The following is a 17,881-nucleotide window of genomic DNA, read 5'->3' on the forward strand; positions in this document are numbered from 1 at the left end:
ATGAACACGGCGCTGCTGATCGTGGACATGCAGGAAGTGCTGATGCCGCTCGTGTGGCGCGGTGAGGAACTGGCCGACCGGATCGCGTCACTCGCCCAGCGGGCACGTGAGCACGAGGTTCCGGTGGTCGCGATCCAACAGATCGGGGCCACCGGAACGATGTTCGACCCCGAGTCGCCGGGTACCCGCCTGGCCGATCGCCTCGACCTGCGGCCGACCGACGTGGTGCTGCGCAAGACGGCGACCGACGCCTTCTACGGCACCAACCTCGCCCCGATGCTCCTCGAGTGGGACGTGGACACCGTCGTGCTCGCCGGTGTCGCCACGGACTACTGCGTCGACGCGACCGCGCGGTCGTCGTTGAGCCACGGGCTGGACGTCGTGCTGGTCGGCGACGGGCACGCGCCGGCGGCGGAAGGCGATGCCGAGGCGGGCCTGAGTGCCGAGCAGATCATCGACCGGCACAACCGGATTCTGAGCACCGCTATTCACCCGGGTGGGTCGGTTCAGGTCCGCCCGGCGGCGGAGGTCGTTTTCACCTCGTGAGTGTTTATCGGTGTTCTAACCCTGATAAACACTCACGAGGGTGACCAGTCACTTGCCTTCGATCAGGCCCATCGCGAGGTCCGGGCTGAACGTCCCCGCGGGGATGCCCCTGATCGCGCCGCAGTCACCGTCGGAGTCACCGGGGACCTTGACCCACAACAGCATTTCGGCGCCCCCGCCGACCTGCGACGGCGTGCCGAGTTTCCGTCCCGAGGGGTTGCACCACTCGCCGTCGGAGCCGTTGCCGTTGCGGCTGGTGTCGACCACGAACGGCTTGGTGTAGCTGAACTTCCTCGACAGGTTCGCGTTCACCTCGTTGCCGTACGCGGTGGACGCCGCCGTGGTGTGGAAGTTCGAGACGTTCAGCGCGAAGCCACGGATCGCACTCACGCCGGCCGCGTTGAGGCGCTCGGCCATGATGTCCGCGGCGATCCACGTGGCGTTGCCGCCGTCCAGGTAGGCCCAGGTGTTGGGTGCCTTCTGCGCGAACTGGTCCGCGGCGTAGCGCAACAGGTCCAGTCGCGTCTGCTGTTCCTTCAGCGGCAGGCAGGCCAGCTGGGCGACCGCGTCCGGCTCGATGATCACGATGGCCGGCTTGCCGCCGATGCCGTCGGCGAACTGGGAGATCCACGCCTTGTAGGCGTCCGGGCTGCCCGCGCCGCCGCTGGAATGCCCGCCACAGTCACGGCCCGGGATGTTGTAGGCGACCAGGATCGGCAGCTTGTCCACGACGTCGGCGGCCCAGGTGAACGAGTCCACCGCCGCCCGGACGTCGCCGCTCCAGTTGCCGAACCACCGGGCTCCGGCCTTGGTCGAGATGGCCGATCTGATCATGTCCACCCGGGGCTTGTCGTTCGGGTGCTCACTGACCCAGACGGCCGGGTTCGAGTCCGGGTCGACGTAGAAACCGTTGGTCTTCTCGAGGGGATTGCCGTCGGCGGCCTGCGCCACCGGGACGGTCATGAGCAGCAGGGACGCGGCCAGCAGCCCGAGGCTTTTGATACGCATGACCGCCAACATGGCAGTCACCCGTACAAGATCGGTATAAACCCGGGCGGCGTCAGGGCTTCCGGGCGACGGCACCCAGCGCGAGGCGTTGCACGGGGTCCTGGGCCTTGATCCGCGGACCGTCGGGCCACCAGTCGGACACGGCGACCAGGCCCGGCTCGATCAGCTCCAGCCCGTCCAGGTACGAGAGGATCTCCGACCGGGTACGGAAGTGCCCGAGCCCGACCTCGCTGTCCTGGTAGATCTCCCGCAGCTCAGGGGTGAAGGACCCGTCTTCGGGGTCGTAGGCGTGCGCGAGCACGACGTAGGACCCGGACGGCAGCCGGTCGATGTATCCGGCGAGGATCTCCGCGGGCCGGCGGGCGTCACTGACGTACTGGATGGTTCCGATATGGATGACCGCGACCGGCTCGGACAGGTCCAGGCACTTGCGCACGGTCGGGTGGTCGAAGAGCTGGTCCGGGGACCGGAAGTCGGCCTCGATGAAGTGCGTCCGCTCGTTCTCGGCCAGCAGCGCCCGGCCGTGCGCCAGCACGATGGGGTCGATCCCGGCGTAGACCACCGTCGCCTCGGGGTTCTGGCGCTGGACGACCTCGTGGGTGTTCTCGGTGTTGGGCAGGCCGGGCGCGCAGTCCAGGAACTGCCGGACGCCGCCGTCGCGCGCCAGGAACCGCGTCACCCGGCCGGCGAACGACCGGACGTCCCACGCCAGGTCGCCCAGTGCCGGCGCGCGTTGGAGCAGCCGGTCCCGCACGTCTCTGTCGACCTGGTAGTTGTCCTTGCCGCCGAGCAGCGCGTTGAAGATCCGCGCCACGCTGGGGCGGTTGGGGTCGATGAACGGCGCAGGGGTCTGGGGATCCGACATTCGCTGTGTTTCGTTGGCCGACGACAGTGCTGGTTAGGGTCACCGTACCCGATCAAGGTCCAAGGTCCGGACCGGCGTGACTCCGGCACAGATTACGCTATGAAGCCTGGCGGTCACCTATGGTCGTGGATGTTCGGGCTGTCACGTCGCGCAACCGGCGATTCGGCTCGACGGTGGCCTCGCACTGCCTTAGCTTCGTCAGGTCAGTCCGGTGAGGAGGCGAAGGTGACCAACGGCGGGAGAGCGGTGTTCGGACCGATTGATCCGTGGGCGCTGTTGCCCACGGCGGCGCTGGTGAGCGTGGCTGTTGTCCTCTTCGTCAACGGTGTGGTCCTCGGCGGGCTGATCCCGGCCGTGCTGGCTGTGCTGATCGTCGCGTTCGACTCGTGGGCGAACCGGAGCGAGCGTGCAACGCAACGCCGTTCTCGCTGACGTCGTCACGGCGCCGAGAACGTGGCGCTCAGGGCCCGGCGGTCGATCTTGCCGTTCTGGTTCAGCGGGAACGTGTCGAACGCGGTGACGGTCCGGGGCATCATGTACGGCGGCAGGTGGCGGCTCAGGTCAGCGAGGAGTGCCTCCTCGTCCTGCGGGGTGCCGGTGTAGGCCGCCACCAGTTCCGTTTCGTCCTTGCCGGGCAGGGCGAGGACGACCGCGTCGGTGATTCCGGGTCGCTGCCGCAGGACTGCTTCTATCTCGCCCAGTTCGACGCGGTAGCCGCGGATCTTCACCTGATGGTCGATTCGGCCCAGGTGCACCAGTTGCCCGTCGTGGTAGGTCACGCGGTCGCCGGTGCGGTACCAGTGGGCGGCGGTCAGTTCGCCCGTGCCGTCGTAGATTTCCTTGTTCTCGGTGAGGAAACGGCCGATGTTGTCCGCCGGGTCGAGATAGCCCGGGAAGCGCTGGGGGCCGCGCAGGCACAGTTCGCCGTCGTCCAGGACGAGGTGTTCGAGCTGGGGGTACGGCGTGCCGATCGGAACTGTGCCGTTCGGGGGTTGGGGCCAGTTGTCCGGCGGCAGGCGGTATTCGGTGCAGGTCACGGTCATCTCGGTAGGGCCGTAGATGTTCTCCAGCACGCTGGCGGGCGCTGCCGTGTGCCACGCCGAGGCCTGCTGGAGCGTCAGGGGCTCGCCGCAGAACATGCTCCACCGCAACGACGGCATGCTGCCGGGCTTCAGCGCCTTCATCCGGTGCGCCAAGGAGATCACCGAAGGGACTGAGTTCCAGTGCGTGATCCGGTTGCGGTTGACGAAACGCACCGGCATCACCAGATCGCCGCGAGTCGGCACGACCAACGTCGCCCCGGAGCCCCAGGCGATGAACATGTCGTACACCGACGGGTCGAACGTCAGTTCGAAGAACTGGGAGAACCGGGCTCCTGGACCGGCTTCGTACCGCGGAATCACGTGCGACAGGTACGAGCTGACGTTCCGGTGCGCGATGCGGACGCCCTTCGGTGCGCCGGTCGACCCTGACGTGAACAGGATGTACGCGATGTCGTCCGGCCCCGCCGCGGATGCGGGAAGCGCGGGCGGAGGGCCGTCGAACGACCGCGGAGTCACCGTGGGAACCGGCAGCTCGGCCGAGTCGGCCAAGGCGACGTCCAGTGCGGACATCCGGGCGATGGTGGCGTTGCGGGCGGGCGGGAACGACGGGTTCAGCGGAACCACGGTCGCGCCGAGCCGTTGGATCGCCAGGTAACCGGCATACGCCAGAACGCTGCGAGCCGCCAGCAGGCCGACCCGGCGCGGAACACCGCCACAGTGCGCGATCAACTGGCCGGCGACGTGCGCGGCCAGATCGGACAGCTCCCGGTACGTCAGCCGGGCCGGCCCGATCTCCAAGGCGATCCGGTCCGGGCCGTCGGCCGCGGACGCGGCGAACCAGTCGTACATGGTCTGCACCGTGATCACACCTCCGCGGCCAGGTCGGCGCACAGTTTCTCGGTCGCCGTGATGAGCCGGTCGAACGCGGGCACGACCAGATCCGGCCGTGGCTTGCCGCGTTGCGCGGACTTGGCGGCGAAACGCAAGGACCGTGCCAGTTTGCTCCACGCCGCCAGCACGGGTTCCACCAGCGAGACGGACGTGAGTCCCCGTTCGGTGAACGCGGTCAGCCGGAACCGCTGGTGCACTCCGGCTGCCCACAGGTCGTCCACAGCGTCGACAACGGCCTCGTCGTCCACGGTCAGGCGGTCGGCGAGCAGACGCAGCGTCGGCAAAGCGTCAACAGACCAGTCCTCAGTGGATGGTGCGGACGCGGGAACCTTGGCGAGCCACCGGTACGAGGTGTCCGGAGGCAGCGGGACCCGAGTACCCAAGGCGTGCGCGTCCCGGTTCCGGACGGCCACAGGAAGTCCAGGCATCGGCTTCATCGCACGCCGCAGTTGGGCGTCGGTCAGCCAACCCTCGAACGGGTACTGCCTGCCGTGCATGGTCATCGTGCTGAACCTGTCCACCACGAGCCACGTGTCGTTCCGCCGAGCACGCACCAGAATCCAATGAGGACCGTGCTGATCCTCGGGATACGGCGACCACGGCAGATGTGCGGCATCAGTGACCACGAGCACCTGGCCCGATCGAGCCAGTTCCCCGGCCACCAGCTCCCGGGCCACGTCCCAGGACGCGCTTGCCCGGTAAGCCAGCTCCTGGTCCTCGCGGTCCTGATCCATCCGGGTGTGCTGGGAGAAGACCAGCCGGGAGCCGGGGGCGGCACGAACCCCGAGCCGGATCGCCGAGGCGATGTGCCACTGGAGGTCGGCGACCTCCCGGGACAGGTACTCGGCGAGGTTCGTGGTGTAGCAGCTCAACTCGGCCGACGGGGTCATGGGCCTTCCTTCCGGTACGCGTAGCTGACCGGGATCGGCGACCGGCCGCGCAGGCTCACCCAGTGGCACGACCGCCACGTGCCCGAACCGCGTCCCGGTGGAACGTCGATGTCCCACGGCCTGCCGGCCAGTCCTTCCCCGGTGGTCTTCACCAGTGCCTCCCGGACCGTCCACGCCCACGCCCGTTCCGGCGAGCCGTCCGGGAGTTGCACGTCGATCCCGACGGCCCTGTCGACGCCGACGCACACGGCGAGGGCTCCCCGGTCATGTGACACGCTGATGCCCAGCCGTGGGTGTTCACGCAGGTACGGCTTGCCGCCGGGCTGGGTCACCACCTCGTCGCCGGCAGCCGCGGGAGCCACCGCGCGCAGCAGCGTCCGGAGCAAGGCCCTGCCTGCCAGGGACTCCCGCTCCCGAGATCCGGGCATACGGATCGGTGCGGTGGCGATCCACATCCCGTCGGCGACCTGGGTTATCCGAGTGCGGCGGAACATTCCGGGTCCGTCCCGTTCAGGATCGCCACGGCATCATCGGCCACAGTGGACAGGACGATCTCGGTGGCACCGCCGCCGATGCCGAACAGTCCGGCCTGTGCACGAAGCTGTTGGATGCCGCCCGCCGTGAAGCCGTCCGCGCCTTGCAGGTGCGCGCATTCGGCGAGGACGTAGTCGACCGTGCTCGCGGCCGATGCCTTCACCAACGCGGCCGCGCCGGCGTCATGCTCGCGCACGATCCGGTCACCGACATCGTTGGCCAGCGACTCCAGTTGCCGCAGACGAACGAGGCATTCTGCGAACCGTTGCCGAACACTTTCCAGATGCCACAGGGTGTTCTCGCCGTAGGAACGCGCCGAGAGCCGGTGCAGGGTGTCGGTCAGAACCCGGCGGCACAACGCGACCGACCACAGAGCACCGGCCAGGCGCTCAGTGCCGATGTGGCGGGCGAACGTGGCCAGACCACGGCCGGGACGGCCGACGACCTCCCCGGACCGCACGCGGTCGAACCGCACGTGACCGGTGCCGGAGCCGTCGAACAACGTGGTGTCCGCCGGGGTCACGGTCACGCCTGGTGCCGACGCCGGGACCAGCACCCACGTGAAGCTGGCGAAGTGCCGTCCCGGCTTGTGCCGGGCCAGCACCAGGAACGCGTCGGCCGTGGTCGCGTTGGTGATCCAGCGTTTCTCGCCGGTGACCTCGATGCCTTCGCCGGTGATCCGAACCTCGGTGCGCAACGCGGTCAGGTCCGACCCGGCGCCGACGTCTGTGGCCGCCAGGGCGATGGTGTCGATGCCTGCCAGAAGCCTCCGGAACACCTCGACGGGCCCTGTGGCCAGGACGGGCAACACGGTCGCCAGTTGCACGCACACGGAAAGCGTTGTGCCGATGGAGAAGCGGCGGTCGACTGCGGCGAGGAGAGCCCCGAGCCGGGCCGGGGCGACCGGATGGGCCCACTCGATCAACCCGGCCCGGCCGAGAGCGCGCCACACTTCGCGCCCTGACGCGTCGGACGGCAGGTCCAGTGCCTCGGTCCACGTGGGTGCCACCAGCAGGTCAGACAAAACGGACCTCCGGGTCGAGCAGGGCCAGCCTGCCGTCCGCCAGGTGCAGCCGGTCGTTGCTGTAGTTCAACGCGGCCGACCGCAGGTCACGCAGGGCCAGTTCCAGCCGGGTCGGCGAGTCCCTGAGGTAGCCGTGCCGCAGGCCGACCGCGTCCACCAGGTCGTTCACCGCCGCATGGCACTGTTCAGCCGCGGTGATCTTCAACGCGTTCAGCAGCAACTGGTGGTTGGGCACGGACAGATCCGGCGAGGCGAAGACGGTCTGTTCGGCCCGGCGCAGCAAGGCGTGCACACCGTCAAGGCGTTGGCGTGCGGTGGAAAGCCGGGTCAGCAACAGTTCGGACCTGATGTCGAACCGGTCGCGTCCTTCCTTGCCGCGGATCATCCGCAGCACGCGGGACAGCGCGCCCGCTGCGGTGCCGAGCCACGCGGCGGACCAGCCGAGATGGGCCAGCGGTGCGAAGATCGTGGTGGCGATGTCCGGGAACGTGCCGTGCTCACCGATCACCTGCTCCGCGGGAACGCTGCCGACGAGTTTCATCGGCACGCTGTGGCTGGCCCGCATGCCCATCGGCTGCCAGTCGCCGGACGCGGTGACCTCCAACTGGTCCCGGTCGGCGTAGACCAGCGAGACCTGGTTGGGCGAGCCGGCGTCCGGGCTGCGCATCGTGATCAGGAATCCGTCCGCGTACACACCGCCGGTCACGATCGGCGCGAAGCGGTCGATGGCCAGCGTCGTGTCGCCGCTGAGCGCTGACTCGGCGCTGAGCAGGTGCCCGCCCTTGCCTGCCTCGGTGGTCACCGAAGCCAGGTAGATCCTTCCCTGCCCGATGCGTTCGAGCAGGTCGGTGCGGAACGGCTCGCGTGCGTGCCGGACCACCGCGGCCACCTGCTGGCAGTGCATCACGAAGATCATCGCCAGTGACATGTCGGTACGGCCGAGCCTGATCCCCAGATCGACCATGTCGGTCACGGTGCCGCCCAGGCCGCCGTGCCCGGCGGGCACCAGCAGGCCGAGCAACTTCGTGCGGCGCAACTCGTCCAGTGCTTCGACCGGGAATGTCGCGTCCCGGTCGGTCGTGGCCACGTGCCGTTCGGCGGTCCTGACAACCTGGTCGGCGAGTTCGCTCAGGGTGGTCATGCGACGGCTCCGGTCTCGCCGGGCAGTTCCGCCGCGATCGCACGCCACAAGTTGCCCGCCGTGGCGAAAGTGGTGTCGCCCATCTCGTCGTCCGGCAGCATGACGCCGAAGGTGTCCTCGATGGCGAACAGCAGCTCGATGGACTGCATTGAGTCCAGCCCGAGTGCCCGCAGGTCGGAGTCCTCGGTGATCGGTTTGCCGTTCGCGAACTTCAGGAACCTGGCCAGCAGTTCGGTGAAGCGCTCGTCCATGGGTCATGTCTCCGTTGGATTGCGGGTGAGGGCGAGACGGGAGATCCGGGGCGGTGCGTCGCCGTCGACGACCACTTCGATGGGCAGCGGGTGGCCGAGGAACGCGACGAGGCTCGCGTACAGGCCGTAAGCGCCGACGTTGGGAATCGCGAGCACGTCACCCGGTCGCACGTCAGGCACCGGGGCCGATCGCGCCCACAGGTCCAGCGGTGTGCACAGTGGACCGGCCAGCATCGCGTCGGTGAGATCATCGCCGGGCGACCGCACATCCGGGACCAGCGGCGGCAGCCGGCGCAGACCGGACATCCCGCCGAGGTGGTTGATCCCCGAGTCGAGGACCAGAACCCGTTTGCCGTGTGACTGCTTGACGTCCAGCACGGTCGTGTACAGCGTGCCCGCGGTGCCGGCCAGGTAACGGCCCGACTCGAACGCGATGGTCAGGTCGTGTCCACTGAGCATCCGGTCGAGTTCGTCCCGCAACCCGGTGAGGTCCACCGCTTCGCCCGCGCGGGCGAAGGGGGCGCCGAACCCGCCGCCGAGATCGAGCATGTGCATGTCGGCGCCGTGCTTCCGCAGCACCTCGCACAGCCGGACTCCGGTGTCCAGTGACCGCTGGAACTGGGCCACCAGATCGTCCACTGTGGTCAGATTGGTGCCCATGTAGAGGTGCAGCCCGGACACGGTCACGTGTGGCCTGCTCGCGAATTTCTCCGGCTCGGCGAGCACCCACGACGTGTCCGCGCCGAACTGGGACGCGACGCCGGTCATCGCCAGGCCCTGGCCCGGGCTTGGCTGGTCGTCGTTGATCCGCAGCAGGCAACGGACCTCGACGCCGTGGATGGCGGCGATGCGGTCGAGCTGGTCCAGACCGGTCACCGAGTCCACGGAGAACCTGCGGATGCCCGACGCGATGGCGTGCGCGAGATCCTGGTCGCGTTTGCCAGGGCCCGTGTAGAGCACCTCGTCGGGGGGCCAGCCCGCCGCGAGTGCCGCGTCGAGCTCACCCGCCGAGCACACTTCCGCGCGGGCGCCGCCTGTCCGGATCTCGGCGAGCAGATCCGGATGCGGGTTGGCTTTGAGCGAGTAGTACAGGATGGACTTGGCAGGCAGGGCACGGACCAGGGCAGCCTGGTTCGCCCGGACCTGTGCCAGGTCGTAGACGTACGCCGGGGTTTCCGGCAGCTTGTCATCCACCGTCGGCCTCCACGAGCATCGCGGCTACCGCCTTGCGGTCGACCTTCCCGTTGCCGTTCAAGGGAAGACGGTCGGCCACCAGGCAACGGCCGGGGATCTTGAACTCCTCGATCTCCTGGCGCATCCCGGCGAGGACGTGCTGCGGCGCGTGTTCGGTCACGACCACGAGCACCGCCGCGCGCCCATCCTTGGGCGGCAACACAACGGCGGACTGCACGCCGGGGACCCGCCGCGCCGCCGCTTCCACCTCGGTCGCGCTGACCCGCAGCCCTCGTTCCTTGTAGATGTCGTCGAGCCTGCCGACGAAGTGCAGGTGCCCGGACTCGTCCAGCCAGCCGTGGTCCCCGGTGCGCAGTTCCGGGAACAGCCCGTCCCGGCGGACGAACCTCTGCGCGGTCATTTCGGGCTGCCGCCAGTAGCCGGACATCACGTTCGGCCCGCGGACCGTGATCTCGCCGATCTCGCCCACGCCCAGGCGGTTTCCCGATCCGTCCACAGTGAACACTTCGGTACCGGGCAGCGGCACGCCGCACGTCCCAGGGTTCGCCAGATCGGCGTCCGGCGGGGCGATGGTGGCGCGTTTGCACTCCGTCAGGCCGAACATCAACTGCACCGACAGGCCCGGTATCGCGGCACGCAACGCCGACAACACCGAAGCGGGCATGGCGGCGCCGGTGTTGGTCAGCAGGCGCAGCGCGGGTTTCGGCCCTTTGTGCCTGGGCAACAGCCTGGCGAGCGCCTCGGCCACGGCAGGAACCGCGGGCAGCACCGTCGTGCCTGCCGTGACGAGCTTGCGGACCAGGGAAGGACCGACTTCGGCCGGGCGGCCCAGCCAGATCCGGGCGCCCGACGCGGCACCGAGGAACAACTGGTACATGCCGTAGTCGAAGGACAGGGGGAGCGGGCAGTAGACGACGTCCGTTTCGGCGTAACGCAGCATCGACTGGATGGCGTTCACCGCGAAGACGACCGGCTGGTGCGTGCTGACCACGGCCTTCGGCGCGGACGTCGTTCCGGAGGTGTAGAGCAGGAACAACGGGTCCACGGCCACCGGCTCGGGCCCGGTGTCCACGTCCCCGCGCTCCCGCAACGCCGGGTCGGTGACCTCCTCGATGCTCGCCACCCGGATGCCTCTGGCCTTCGCGGGTGTGGTGAGCTCGCCGGAGATCAGGAGCACCGGTTCGCAGTCGTCGAGGACGTGCGCCAGCGACGGTTCGGTGGTCTGTTCGTGCAGCACCGAGATGACCGCACCGATCCTCGACGCCGCGTAGATCAGCACCGGGTGCAAGACCGACGACGGGCTCAGCAGCACAATCCGGTCGCCCCGCCGTACACCCGTGTCCCGCAACCAGCGAGCTGTGCGGCGACTGGCCGCCGTCAACTCGCGATGCGTGAGGGTGGTGTCGCCGCCGGTGATCGCGGGACCGTCCGGCCAGCGCACGGCGGCCGTGTCGATGATGTGGTGCAGCAGAGTCATGCGCGAACTCCGGTCTGCTTGGCGATCCGGCACAGGTCGTCGACCCGGTGCAGGTTCTCGGGGACCAGGTCGGCGGGATCGAGCTCGACGCCGAGCTCGTCCTCCAGCCGCTCGAGGATCTCCACCAGCCGGAACGAGCTGAACCGCGGCAACGCGGTGAACTCAAGGCCGTTGAGCAGCTTGGCCTCGGTCACGCCGAGCACCGCTCCGGCGATCGCGGCGACCGCGCGGCGAAGCGCCTCGCCGATCAACGGGCCACTGTGGACATCCTGGCCGGTGGACGGTTCGGCGAACACCACACGGTCGGCGGCCAGCATCTCGCCGAGCCTGCTCACCAGCCATGGCGGCTCGTCCCGGCCACGCAGAACCCGTCGATACGCCAGGTAGGTCTGTTCGGACAACGAATCCCAGGCACGCAGGTGACCGGCGAGATCGTCGGCGGGACGGCCGTTCAGTCGCCGGAACTTGGCGTGCAGCTTGCGTGACCGCGTCAGCAGCCACGTCTCCAACGTCAGCCGCTCCACGGCTCGGGTCCGGTTCGGATTCCGTTCGTACGCGGCGAGGTAACCGTCGACGGCGACGTCGTTGATCGACGGTGTGAGACGGGGCAGCCCGGTGAAGGTGGGCTCGAAGTGGAACACCTCGGCCTTGGGCAGGCACAGCTGTTCCGGGCTGAGCTTCCACTTGCCGGGAGTGGCCGTGCCCCAAGGCGTTTCGTTCGCGTACGCGTCGACGACCGTGCAGTCCGGCGCCAGCAGGAAACTGTGCTCCATGTGCTGATGCCCGTGATACGGCGCCCACGGCAGTTCGTAGGCGTCAGCGACCACGTAAACGAGGTCACGGCCGCTCGACCACTCGAACAACTCCGGTCCGGTGACGGTGGCCCGGTCTCGTGCCACCAGGCCGAGCACGTCCTCGGCCGTGGCGATCTGCTCGGCCAGGGTCGGCTCGACGGTGGGCAGGTCACCGGGCCGGTGCCGCCAGTGGAAGTTCAGCTGCGCGCCCAGGTTCAGGTGGGCGTCCGGGCCGTAGTGGTGGTCGGCGAGCACCGCGAGGTTGGTCTGCACGCAGTCCATCAGGTCGGCGTGCACGGACTCCGGCGACGGTGTGGCCATTGTTCTCTCCTAACTCCGGGTGGCTGGGACGGCTTCGATCAGGTGGTCGTCTGACTCGCCCACCCGGACCGCGTGCCGCGGCTGGAAACCAGCCGCCGTGAGTAAGGCGTGGAACTCGGCCTCGGTGCGTTCCATGCCGCCGAAGTTGACCAGCATGTTGATGTCCATCAGGTAGTCGTCCGGCGGGGACTGCGGATCGACGTGCGCGGGCAGGACCGACTCGACGAGCAGCACCCGGCCGTGACCGGGCACCGCGCGCCGGCAGTTGGCCAGGATCGCGGCCGCCCGTTTGTCGTCCCAGTCGTGCAGGATGTTCTTGAGCAGGTAGACGTCGCCGTCGCCGGGTACTTCGGCGAAGAAGTCGCCGGAGCGGATCTCGCACCGGTCCGCGACGCCTGCCGCGGTGAGGACTTCGTGGGCTTGGGCGACGCCGTCCTCGCTGTCGTACACGATCCCGCGGAGATCCGGTTCCGCCGCGAGGATCGAGGCGAGCAACGTCCCGTTCCCGCCGCCGACGTCGACCACGGTGCCGAACCGGGAGAAGTCGTACTGCTTGGTGATCGCGTCGGCGATCTCCTGGGTGCCTTCCCCCATCGACGCGTGGAACATCGCGGACAGCTCGGGGTCGGCCGCGATGTGGGTGAAGAAGTCCGTGCCGTGGATGCGGGGGAACGCCGACTGTCCAGTGCGGACACTCCAGTCCAGGTCACGCCAGCCGGACAGGATCGTCTCGTCCGTGCTCACCCGCACGATGGCGTACAGTGAGCCGGGAACGTCCCGGCGCAGCAATGACCCCGCCGCGGTCAGTTTGTAGTGTCCTGCCGTGGTCTCGGTCGTGAGGCCGATCGCGGTCAATGCCCGCAGCAGACGGCGCAGCGACGGCTCGTGCACACCGATGTCCGCTGCCAGGTCCACTGTGGAGCGGGTGTGGTCCGCGAGCCGCTCCGGCAGGTCGAGCCGGATGGCCGCGACGACCAATGAGGTGCTCGTGTAGCCCCACACCAGCCGCATCAGCGCCTGCCCTGGATCCTGCTGCATCTCCTGGCCTCCCTTGGCGATCCGCCCGTGTCAGCCAGCTTGGGCGGGGTACCGAAAAATGTTCAACACCCGGTGCGCCAGGAAAGTGACAGGACTGTGTGAGACGTTGGTCAACACTACAAATGTCCTGGGATTGCCCGGCCGTGCGCTCGACGCGGGCGAAACGGCTCGGTTAGAAACGATGACATGACCGGCAATCCAACGACCACGCTGAACACCGAGGTCCCGCATTCCGCGAGGGTGTACGACTACATGCTCGGCGGGACGGACAACTTCGCGGCCGACCGCAAGGTCGGCGACGACCTGATCGCCGCCATGCCGTGGATCCGCGGCGTGGTCCGGGCGAACCGCGCGTTCCTGCAGCGGGCGGTGCGGTTCGCGGCCGAGTCGGGCGTCGGGCAGTTCCTCGACCTCGGCGCGGGCCTGCCGACCTCGCCGAGCACGCACGAGGTGGCCAGGCAGGTGATCCCGGACGCCCGGGTGGCCTATGTGGACACCGATCCGATTCTGCTCGACCACGCCCGTAAGCTGCTGGGCGGCGGCACCGGCGGCACCGCGGTCGTGCGGGCCGACGTGCGTGACCCGGCCGCCACGCTGAGCCTGCCGGAGCTGCGGCGGACCATCGACTTCGACAAGCCGGTCGCCGTGATGCTGATCGGCCTGATGCACCTGTTCCACGACGCCGACGACCCGTACGGCATGGTCGCGAAGTACCTCGCCGCGGTGCCGTCCGGCAGCATGCTGCTGTTCTCCCAGTTCACCGCGGACTTCACCCCGGAGACCGCCGGGGAGTTGCAGCGGATCTCCAGCGAGGCGGGCGAACCGGTGGCGATGCGCACCGGTGCCGAGATCGCCCGGTTCTTCGACGGCCTGGACCTGGTCGAGCCCGGTCTGGTGCAGATGCCGCACTGGCGTCCGGACGGCGAGCCGCCTGCCGGCTCGGACCACGTTTTCCTGTACGCGGGTGTCGCCCGCAAGCCCTGAGAGGAAAGGAATCGGATGTACACCACACTGATCGTCGGGCGGATGAACCCGGACGAGAAGGAGCTGATCGCCGGTCACTTCGCGGAGTTCGACAAGAGCGAGATGCCGCACCTGATGGGCACCCGGCGGCGGGAGCTGTTCAACTACAACGACCTGTACTTCCACCTGCAGCAGTTCGACGACGACCACGACTCGGGCAAGGCCATCCGCAACGCGATGGACCACCCGCTGTTCGTCGACATCAGCAACAAGCTGGTCGCGATGATCGACCCCTACGACCCGAAGACGTGGAAGCAGCCGACCGACGCGATCGCCAAGGCGTTCTACCGCTGGCAGCCCTGAGCATGACCAGCCCGATCGCTCTGCTGCTGCCTGGGCAGGGCGCGCAGTACCCCGGCATGGCCGTGGAACTCTACGGCGCCGAACCGGTCTTCACCGCGGCCATGGACGAGTTCTTCTCGCTCATGGGCGCGGTGGGGGCCGGACTGCGGGCCGACTGGCTCAGCGATCACCCCGTGGTCCCTCTCGACGACGCGTCGCGCGCGCAGCCGTTGCTCTTCGCCATCGGCTACGCGCTCGGCCGCGCGCTGATCGCGCGCGGCATCGTCCCTTCTGTCCTGATCGGACACAGCGTCGGCGAGCTGGCCGCGGCCGCCCTGGCGGGGGTGTACGACCCGCCGGGCGCGGCCCGGATCATCCTGGCCAGGTACGAGGCGATGGCGACCGCACCAGCCGGTGGCCTGCTCGCGGTCTCGGCCGCGGCCGGGGACGTGGAACGCCACCTGGACGCCCGGAGCCACGAAGGCGGAGTGGGCATCGCGGCGATCAACGCGCCGGGGATCACGGTGCTGGCAGGCCCGGAAGCCGAACTCGTCCGGATCAGGGAAGTGCTGGCGGGCAACGGGATCAGCGCCATGCGGGTCGGTTCCCGGCAGCCCTTCCACTGCCCGGCGGTGGCCGCGGCGGGTGAGAAGTTCGAGGCCGGCTTCGCCGGCGTGACACTGCGCCCGCCGCGAATCCCGATCGTCTCGACCCGCACCGCCCGGGTGGTCACGCCGGAAGAAGCCGTCACACCGGGTTTCTGGGCACGGCAACTCGACGCGCCGGTGCTGTTCTGGCCGGCCCTGGACACCCTGCTCAGCGCGGGGGCGTACACCGTGGTGGAAGCGGGCCCAGGAAAAGGACTGTCCATGCTGGCCAGGAAACACCCGGCCGTCCGTGCCAAGCGAAGCACGGTGGTCTCACTCTCGCCGTCACGTGCCAGCGGCACCCTCACAGCATGGCATGCCGGTCTCGACCACCTGACCACGTAACCTTCCCCCACCTCCCCCTCGTGAGTGTTTATCCGGGTTCTAACCCTGATAAACACTCACGAGGGGTTTTCAGCGGGACAGGATGGTGCGGAGGGTTTTGGCCATGGCTTCGGCCGCGTCGGTGACCGGTCCTGGGCTGCGCCACGCCACGAAGCCGTCCGGGCGGACGAGCAACGCCCCGTCCGGCGTGATGCCGTGAGCCGCTTCGAGGTCCGTCTCGCTGTGCAGGTGAGTACCGAAGCGATACGCCTGCACCGGCAGGCCGTGGGTGGTGTGCTGCCAAGTTCCGTTGGAGCCGATCAGGGCGACGAAGTCACGGCCGTAGAGGTCCAGCGTCGAGATCGGCCGGCCGATGAACGTGACACGGACGTGTGGCGCCCGGCTGCCGGGCTGCCCGCGGAGCTGGTGGGCAAGCAGCGGCGTGTTGTCGCCCGGGTCGACCACGGCATCCGAGGAGTACCGGTAGCCGAGAACCATGGCCTCCGCTGGAGCCTTGGGCGGCACGGTGTCCGGGTGCCGTTCGGTCTGGTACGTGTCCACCAGCGTCGGCCCTGCCAGGCCTTTGACCACGGCGGCCAGTTTCCACGCCAGATTCTGGGCGTCTTGCAGGAAGATGTTCCCGTCGTCATGCGGCATGGTGTTGGCCGACTTGCCCACCAGGAACACCTTCCCGGCCCGGCACGTCCGATCACCCGCTGCCAGACCGAGCGCGACGCGGGTGCCGCTGTCCGGGCCGTCCGCGGCGACCAGGTAGTCGGCATGGATCTCGTAGTCGCCGTCCCCGTCCACAACGGTGGCGGTCACTCCATCCGCGCCCTGGCTGAACGAGCGCAACGACGTACCGAAGCACATCGTGACACCGAGCGCTTCGGCCCGGTCCCGCAGGACGGCTTCAACACCGGCGAAAGAAACGGCCGTACACGGACTGGCTTCCGTGGACGGCCCGGCAGCACACTGCCGCATGATGGTGTATTCGAGACCGATCTGACGTAGCAGCTCCATCGTCCGTGGGTTCAGCGTGCGCCGCGTGCCGGGCGGCAGTTGCGGTTCACGTTCCACGACGACACAGCGAACGCCGTGCCAGGCGAGGAACACCGCTGCCGACAGGCCGCTCAGGGCACCGCCGACGACAAGGACCTGGGTGCGTGGCATCTACTCCTCCTCCAGCAACGCGCGGACGGCCGGGACGACCTCGGCGGCGAACATGTCGATCTGCCTGGCGTGATCGTCCCGCGGCCAGTAGACGAATCCGTTCATCCCGCACTTCTCGGCAAGCTGCACGATCTGGTCCGTCCACTGCGCCACCGAGCCGTGGAACGGCTCGGCCGAGGGCGGACCGATGATCCCGGCGAGGTTGTAGACCTTCCTGATCGATCCGGGCGCGCGGCCGGCGAGCGTGGCGGCGGTGTCGATCCGTGCGGAGGCCCGTGGCAGCCGGTCGAGTCCCAGGTGCAGCAAGGACGGCTGCCAGCCGTCCGCCTTGGTGCCGACCAGATCGAGCATCCGGGGCCCGTTCGCGCCCAGCCAGATCTCCAGCCGGGGGCTCGGGCGCGGGCCGAAGTGCTCGGACGTCCACAGCGAACGGATCAGGTCGATCGCGTCGCTCAGCGCGTCCACCGCTTCGGCCGGGGTGCGGCGCGGACCGCCCATCGACACGATGTCGTCCCAGAACGCGCCCGCGCCAAGCCCGAGACGCAGCCTGCCGCCGGTGAGGCAGTCCAGGCTGGCCGCGGACTTGGCGAGCATCGCGGGCGGCCGCAACGGCAGATTGGCCACGGTGGGGACAAAAGCGACGCGGCTCGTTCCGGCCGCGAGGTACGTCAACAGTGTCCACGTGTCGTAGTACGCCGGACGGTACGGGTGGTCCTGAATGGTCACCAGGTCGAGACCGGCCTGGTCGATCCGGGCCGCCAGCCGCAGGGACTCGTGCGGATCGGCATGGGTGGGATTGACGTTCGCGCCGAAGATCAGGTCCACGTCGCACTCCTCAGGTCTGGTACGGGCGCGCGGCCCGTGCTTCGCGCAGTGCCGTGGCCCACCAGATGAGCTGGTCCAGCATGCCTTTGGCGGCGGCGTCGCATCCGTCACGGTCGCGCGGCACCCCGGCTTCGTCGAAGCAGCTGCCGTGGAAGCTCACGACGTCCCTGATCGGCACCGCGTGCAGTTCGCCGAAGACCAGCCGGAGCTGCTCGACGGCCCGCAGCCCGCCGGATCGCCCGCCGTAGGACACAAATCCGACCGGTTTGGCGTGCCATTCGGTGAAGTGCCAGTCGATGGCGTTCTTCAGCACCGCCGGGAAACTCCGGTTGTACTCCGGTGTCACGATGACAAACGCGTCGGCGGCGGCCAGCCGTGGCGTGATGCCGCCGAGTGCGTGGGCGTCGGCGGTCTCCGGCGGCCACGTCGGACGGGCCATGCTCAGCGGTGGCCCGGTGGTCAGGTCCACGACGTCGAGGCACACGTCGTCGCGGTGGCCCGCTTCACCGACGAACCACTTGGCGACGACCGGGCCGGTGCGGCTGCCCGGCACGCTGCCGACGATCACGGCCAGCCGGATGGGATGCATT

Annotated in this window: 20 protein-coding genes; 5 read left to right on the forward strand and 15 right to left on the reverse strand. The window is 68.8% G+C overall.

What is annotated here, in order from left to right; all coding sequences use genetic code 11:
- Window positions 1-546, forward strand: coding sequence for an isochorismatase family protein (locus GC106_RS23430; RefSeq protein ID WP_173134547.1), 546 nt, complete (start codon window positions 1-3; stop codon window positions 544-546).
- A gap of 48 nt (window positions 547-594) precedes the next feature.
- On the opposite strand, the gene GC106_RS23435 is transcribed toward GC106_RS23430, so the two are convergent.
- Entirely contained in the window at window positions 595-1,554 is a 960-nt protein-coding gene (locus GC106_RS23435; protein WP_173134550.1) for a glycoside hydrolase family 6 protein, read from the reverse strand.
- Window positions 1,555-1,606: 52 nt separating this feature from the next.
- Window positions 1,607-2,419, reverse strand: a complete 813-nt coding sequence (locus GC106_RS23440; RefSeq protein WP_173134553.1) for an SAM-dependent methyltransferase — start codon at window positions 2,417-2,419, stop codon at window positions 1,607-1,609.
- A gap of 225 nt (window positions 2,420-2,644) precedes the next feature.
- On the opposite strand from GC106_RS23440, the gene GC106_RS23445 reads away from it, so the two are divergent.
- Entirely contained in the window at window positions 2,645-2,851 is a 207-nt protein-coding gene (locus tag GC106_RS23445; protein WP_173134556.1) for a hypothetical protein, read from the forward strand.
- A 5-nt stretch (window positions 2,852-2,856) separates the two neighbouring features.
- On the opposite strand, the gene GC106_RS23450 is transcribed toward GC106_RS23445, so the two are convergent.
- Genes GC106_RS23450 through GC106_RS23495 form a run of 10 tightly spaced genes read right to left on the reverse strand, consistent with a single transcriptional unit; the run spans window position 2,857 to window position 13,017 of the window.
- Entirely contained in the window at window positions 2,857-4,329 is a 1,473-nt protein-coding gene (locus tag GC106_RS23450) for an amino acid adenylation domain-containing protein (RefSeq protein ID WP_312872802.1), read from the reverse strand.
- Window positions 4,326-5,243 (reverse strand): hypothetical protein, encoded by a 918-nt coding sequence (locus tag GC106_RS23455; RefSeq protein WP_173134559.1) that lies wholly within the window; start codon window positions 5,241-5,243, stop codon window positions 4,326-4,328. The genes GC106_RS23450 and GC106_RS23455 overlap by 4 nt, the downstream gene beginning before the upstream one ends.
- The gene (locus GC106_RS23460; RefSeq protein ID WP_217280856.1) at window positions 5,240-5,737 is read right to left on the reverse strand and encodes a 4'-phosphopantetheinyl transferase family protein; all 498 of its coding nucleotides are present in this window, start codon (window positions 5,735-5,737) and stop codon (window positions 5,240-5,242) included. The genes GC106_RS23455 and GC106_RS23460 overlap by 4 nt, the downstream gene beginning before the upstream one ends.
- Window positions 5,716-6,801, reverse strand: coding sequence for an acyl-CoA dehydrogenase family protein (locus tag GC106_RS23465; protein WP_246366634.1), 1,086 nt, complete (start codon window positions 6,799-6,801; stop codon window positions 5,716-5,718). The genes GC106_RS23460 and GC106_RS23465 overlap by 22 nt, the downstream gene beginning before the upstream one ends.
- Window positions 6,794-7,942 (reverse strand): acyl-CoA dehydrogenase family protein, encoded by a 1,149-nt coding sequence (locus GC106_RS23470; RefSeq protein WP_173134561.1) that lies wholly within the window; start codon window positions 7,940-7,942, stop codon window positions 6,794-6,796. Before GC106_RS23470 ends, GC106_RS23465 begins: the two co-directional genes overlap by 8 nt.
- Window positions 7,939-8,193: an acyl carrier protein gene (locus GC106_RS23475; RefSeq protein WP_173134564.1), complete on the reverse strand. Its 255-nt coding sequence runs from the start codon at window positions 8,191-8,193 to the stop codon at window positions 7,939-7,941. The genes GC106_RS23470 and GC106_RS23475 overlap by 4 nt, the downstream gene beginning before the upstream one ends.
- A gap of 3 nt (window positions 8,194-8,196) precedes the next feature.
- Window positions 8,197-9,387, reverse strand: coding sequence for a type III PLP-dependent enzyme domain-containing protein (locus tag GC106_RS23480; RefSeq protein WP_173134567.1), 1,191 nt, complete (start codon window positions 9,385-9,387; stop codon window positions 8,197-8,199).
- A complete protein-coding gene (locus GC106_RS23485) occupies window positions 9,380-10,864 on the reverse strand; it encodes a class I adenylate-forming enzyme family protein (RefSeq protein ID WP_173134569.1) in 1,485 nt (494 codons plus the stop codon). Before GC106_RS23485 ends, GC106_RS23480 begins: the two co-directional genes overlap by 8 nt.
- On the reverse strand, window positions 10,861-11,979 hold the full coding sequence (locus GC106_RS23490) for an acyl carrier protein (RefSeq protein WP_173134571.1): 1,119 nt from the start codon (window positions 11,977-11,979) through the stop codon (window positions 10,861-10,863). Before GC106_RS23490 ends, GC106_RS23485 begins: the two co-directional genes overlap by 4 nt.
- Before the next feature lie 9 nt (window positions 11,980-11,988).
- A complete protein-coding gene (locus tag GC106_RS23495; RefSeq protein ID WP_173134574.1) occupies window positions 11,989-13,017 on the reverse strand; it encodes a methyltransferase in 1,029 nt (342 codons plus the stop codon).
- Window positions 13,018-13,203: 186 nt separating this feature from the next.
- Here GC106_RS23495 and GC106_RS23500 point away from each other — a divergent pair, with 186 nt between their 5' ends.
- Genes GC106_RS23500 through GC106_RS23510 form a run of 3 tightly spaced genes read left to right on the forward strand, consistent with a single transcriptional unit; the run spans window position 13,204 to window position 15,314 of the window.
- On the forward strand, window positions 13,204-14,001 hold the full coding sequence (locus GC106_RS23500; protein WP_173134577.1) for an SAM-dependent methyltransferase: 798 nt from the start codon (window positions 13,204-13,206) through the stop codon (window positions 13,999-14,001).
- Window positions 14,002-14,016: 15 nt separating this feature from the next.
- Window positions 14,017-14,343, forward strand: a complete 327-nt coding sequence (locus GC106_RS23505; protein ID WP_173134579.1) for a TcmI family type II polyketide cyclase — start codon at window positions 14,017-14,019, stop codon at window positions 14,341-14,343.
- A gap of 2 nt (window positions 14,344-14,345) precedes the next feature.
- Window positions 14,346-15,314 carry an acyltransferase domain-containing protein gene (locus tag GC106_RS23510; protein ID WP_173134582.1) on the forward strand — a complete coding sequence of 323 codons (969 nt, stop codon included), beginning with the start codon at window positions 14,346-14,348 and terminating at the stop codon, window positions 15,312-15,314.
- 69 nt (window positions 15,315-15,383) lie between these two features.
- Here GC106_RS23510 and GC106_RS23515 read toward each other — a convergent pair whose 3' ends face one another.
- The 3 genes from GC106_RS23515 to GC106_RS23525 are packed head-to-tail and all read right to left on the reverse strand — an operon-like array spanning window position 15,384 to window position 17,880.
- Window positions 15,384-16,466 (reverse strand): FAD-dependent monooxygenase, encoded by a 1,083-nt coding sequence (locus GC106_RS23515; RefSeq protein ID WP_173134586.1) that lies wholly within the window; start codon window positions 16,464-16,466, stop codon window positions 15,384-15,386.
- On the reverse strand, window positions 16,467-17,291 hold the full coding sequence (locus tag GC106_RS23520) for an LLM class flavin-dependent oxidoreductase (RefSeq protein ID WP_173134589.1): 825 nt from the start codon (window positions 17,289-17,291) through the stop codon (window positions 16,467-16,469). It lies immediately after the preceding gene.
- A gap of 10 nt (window positions 17,292-17,301) precedes the next feature.
- On the reverse strand, window positions 17,302-17,880 hold the full coding sequence (locus GC106_RS23525; protein WP_173134592.1) for an NADPH-dependent FMN reductase: 579 nt from the start codon (window positions 17,878-17,880) through the stop codon (window positions 17,302-17,304).
- Window position 17,881 lies beyond the last annotated feature (1 nt).

Origin of the sequence: Kibdelosporangium persicum (assembly GCF_013280595.1) — a bacterium.
GTDB classification, from domain to species: domain Bacteria; phylum Actinomycetota; class Actinomycetes; order Mycobacteriales; family Pseudonocardiaceae; genus Kibdelosporangium; species Kibdelosporangium persicum.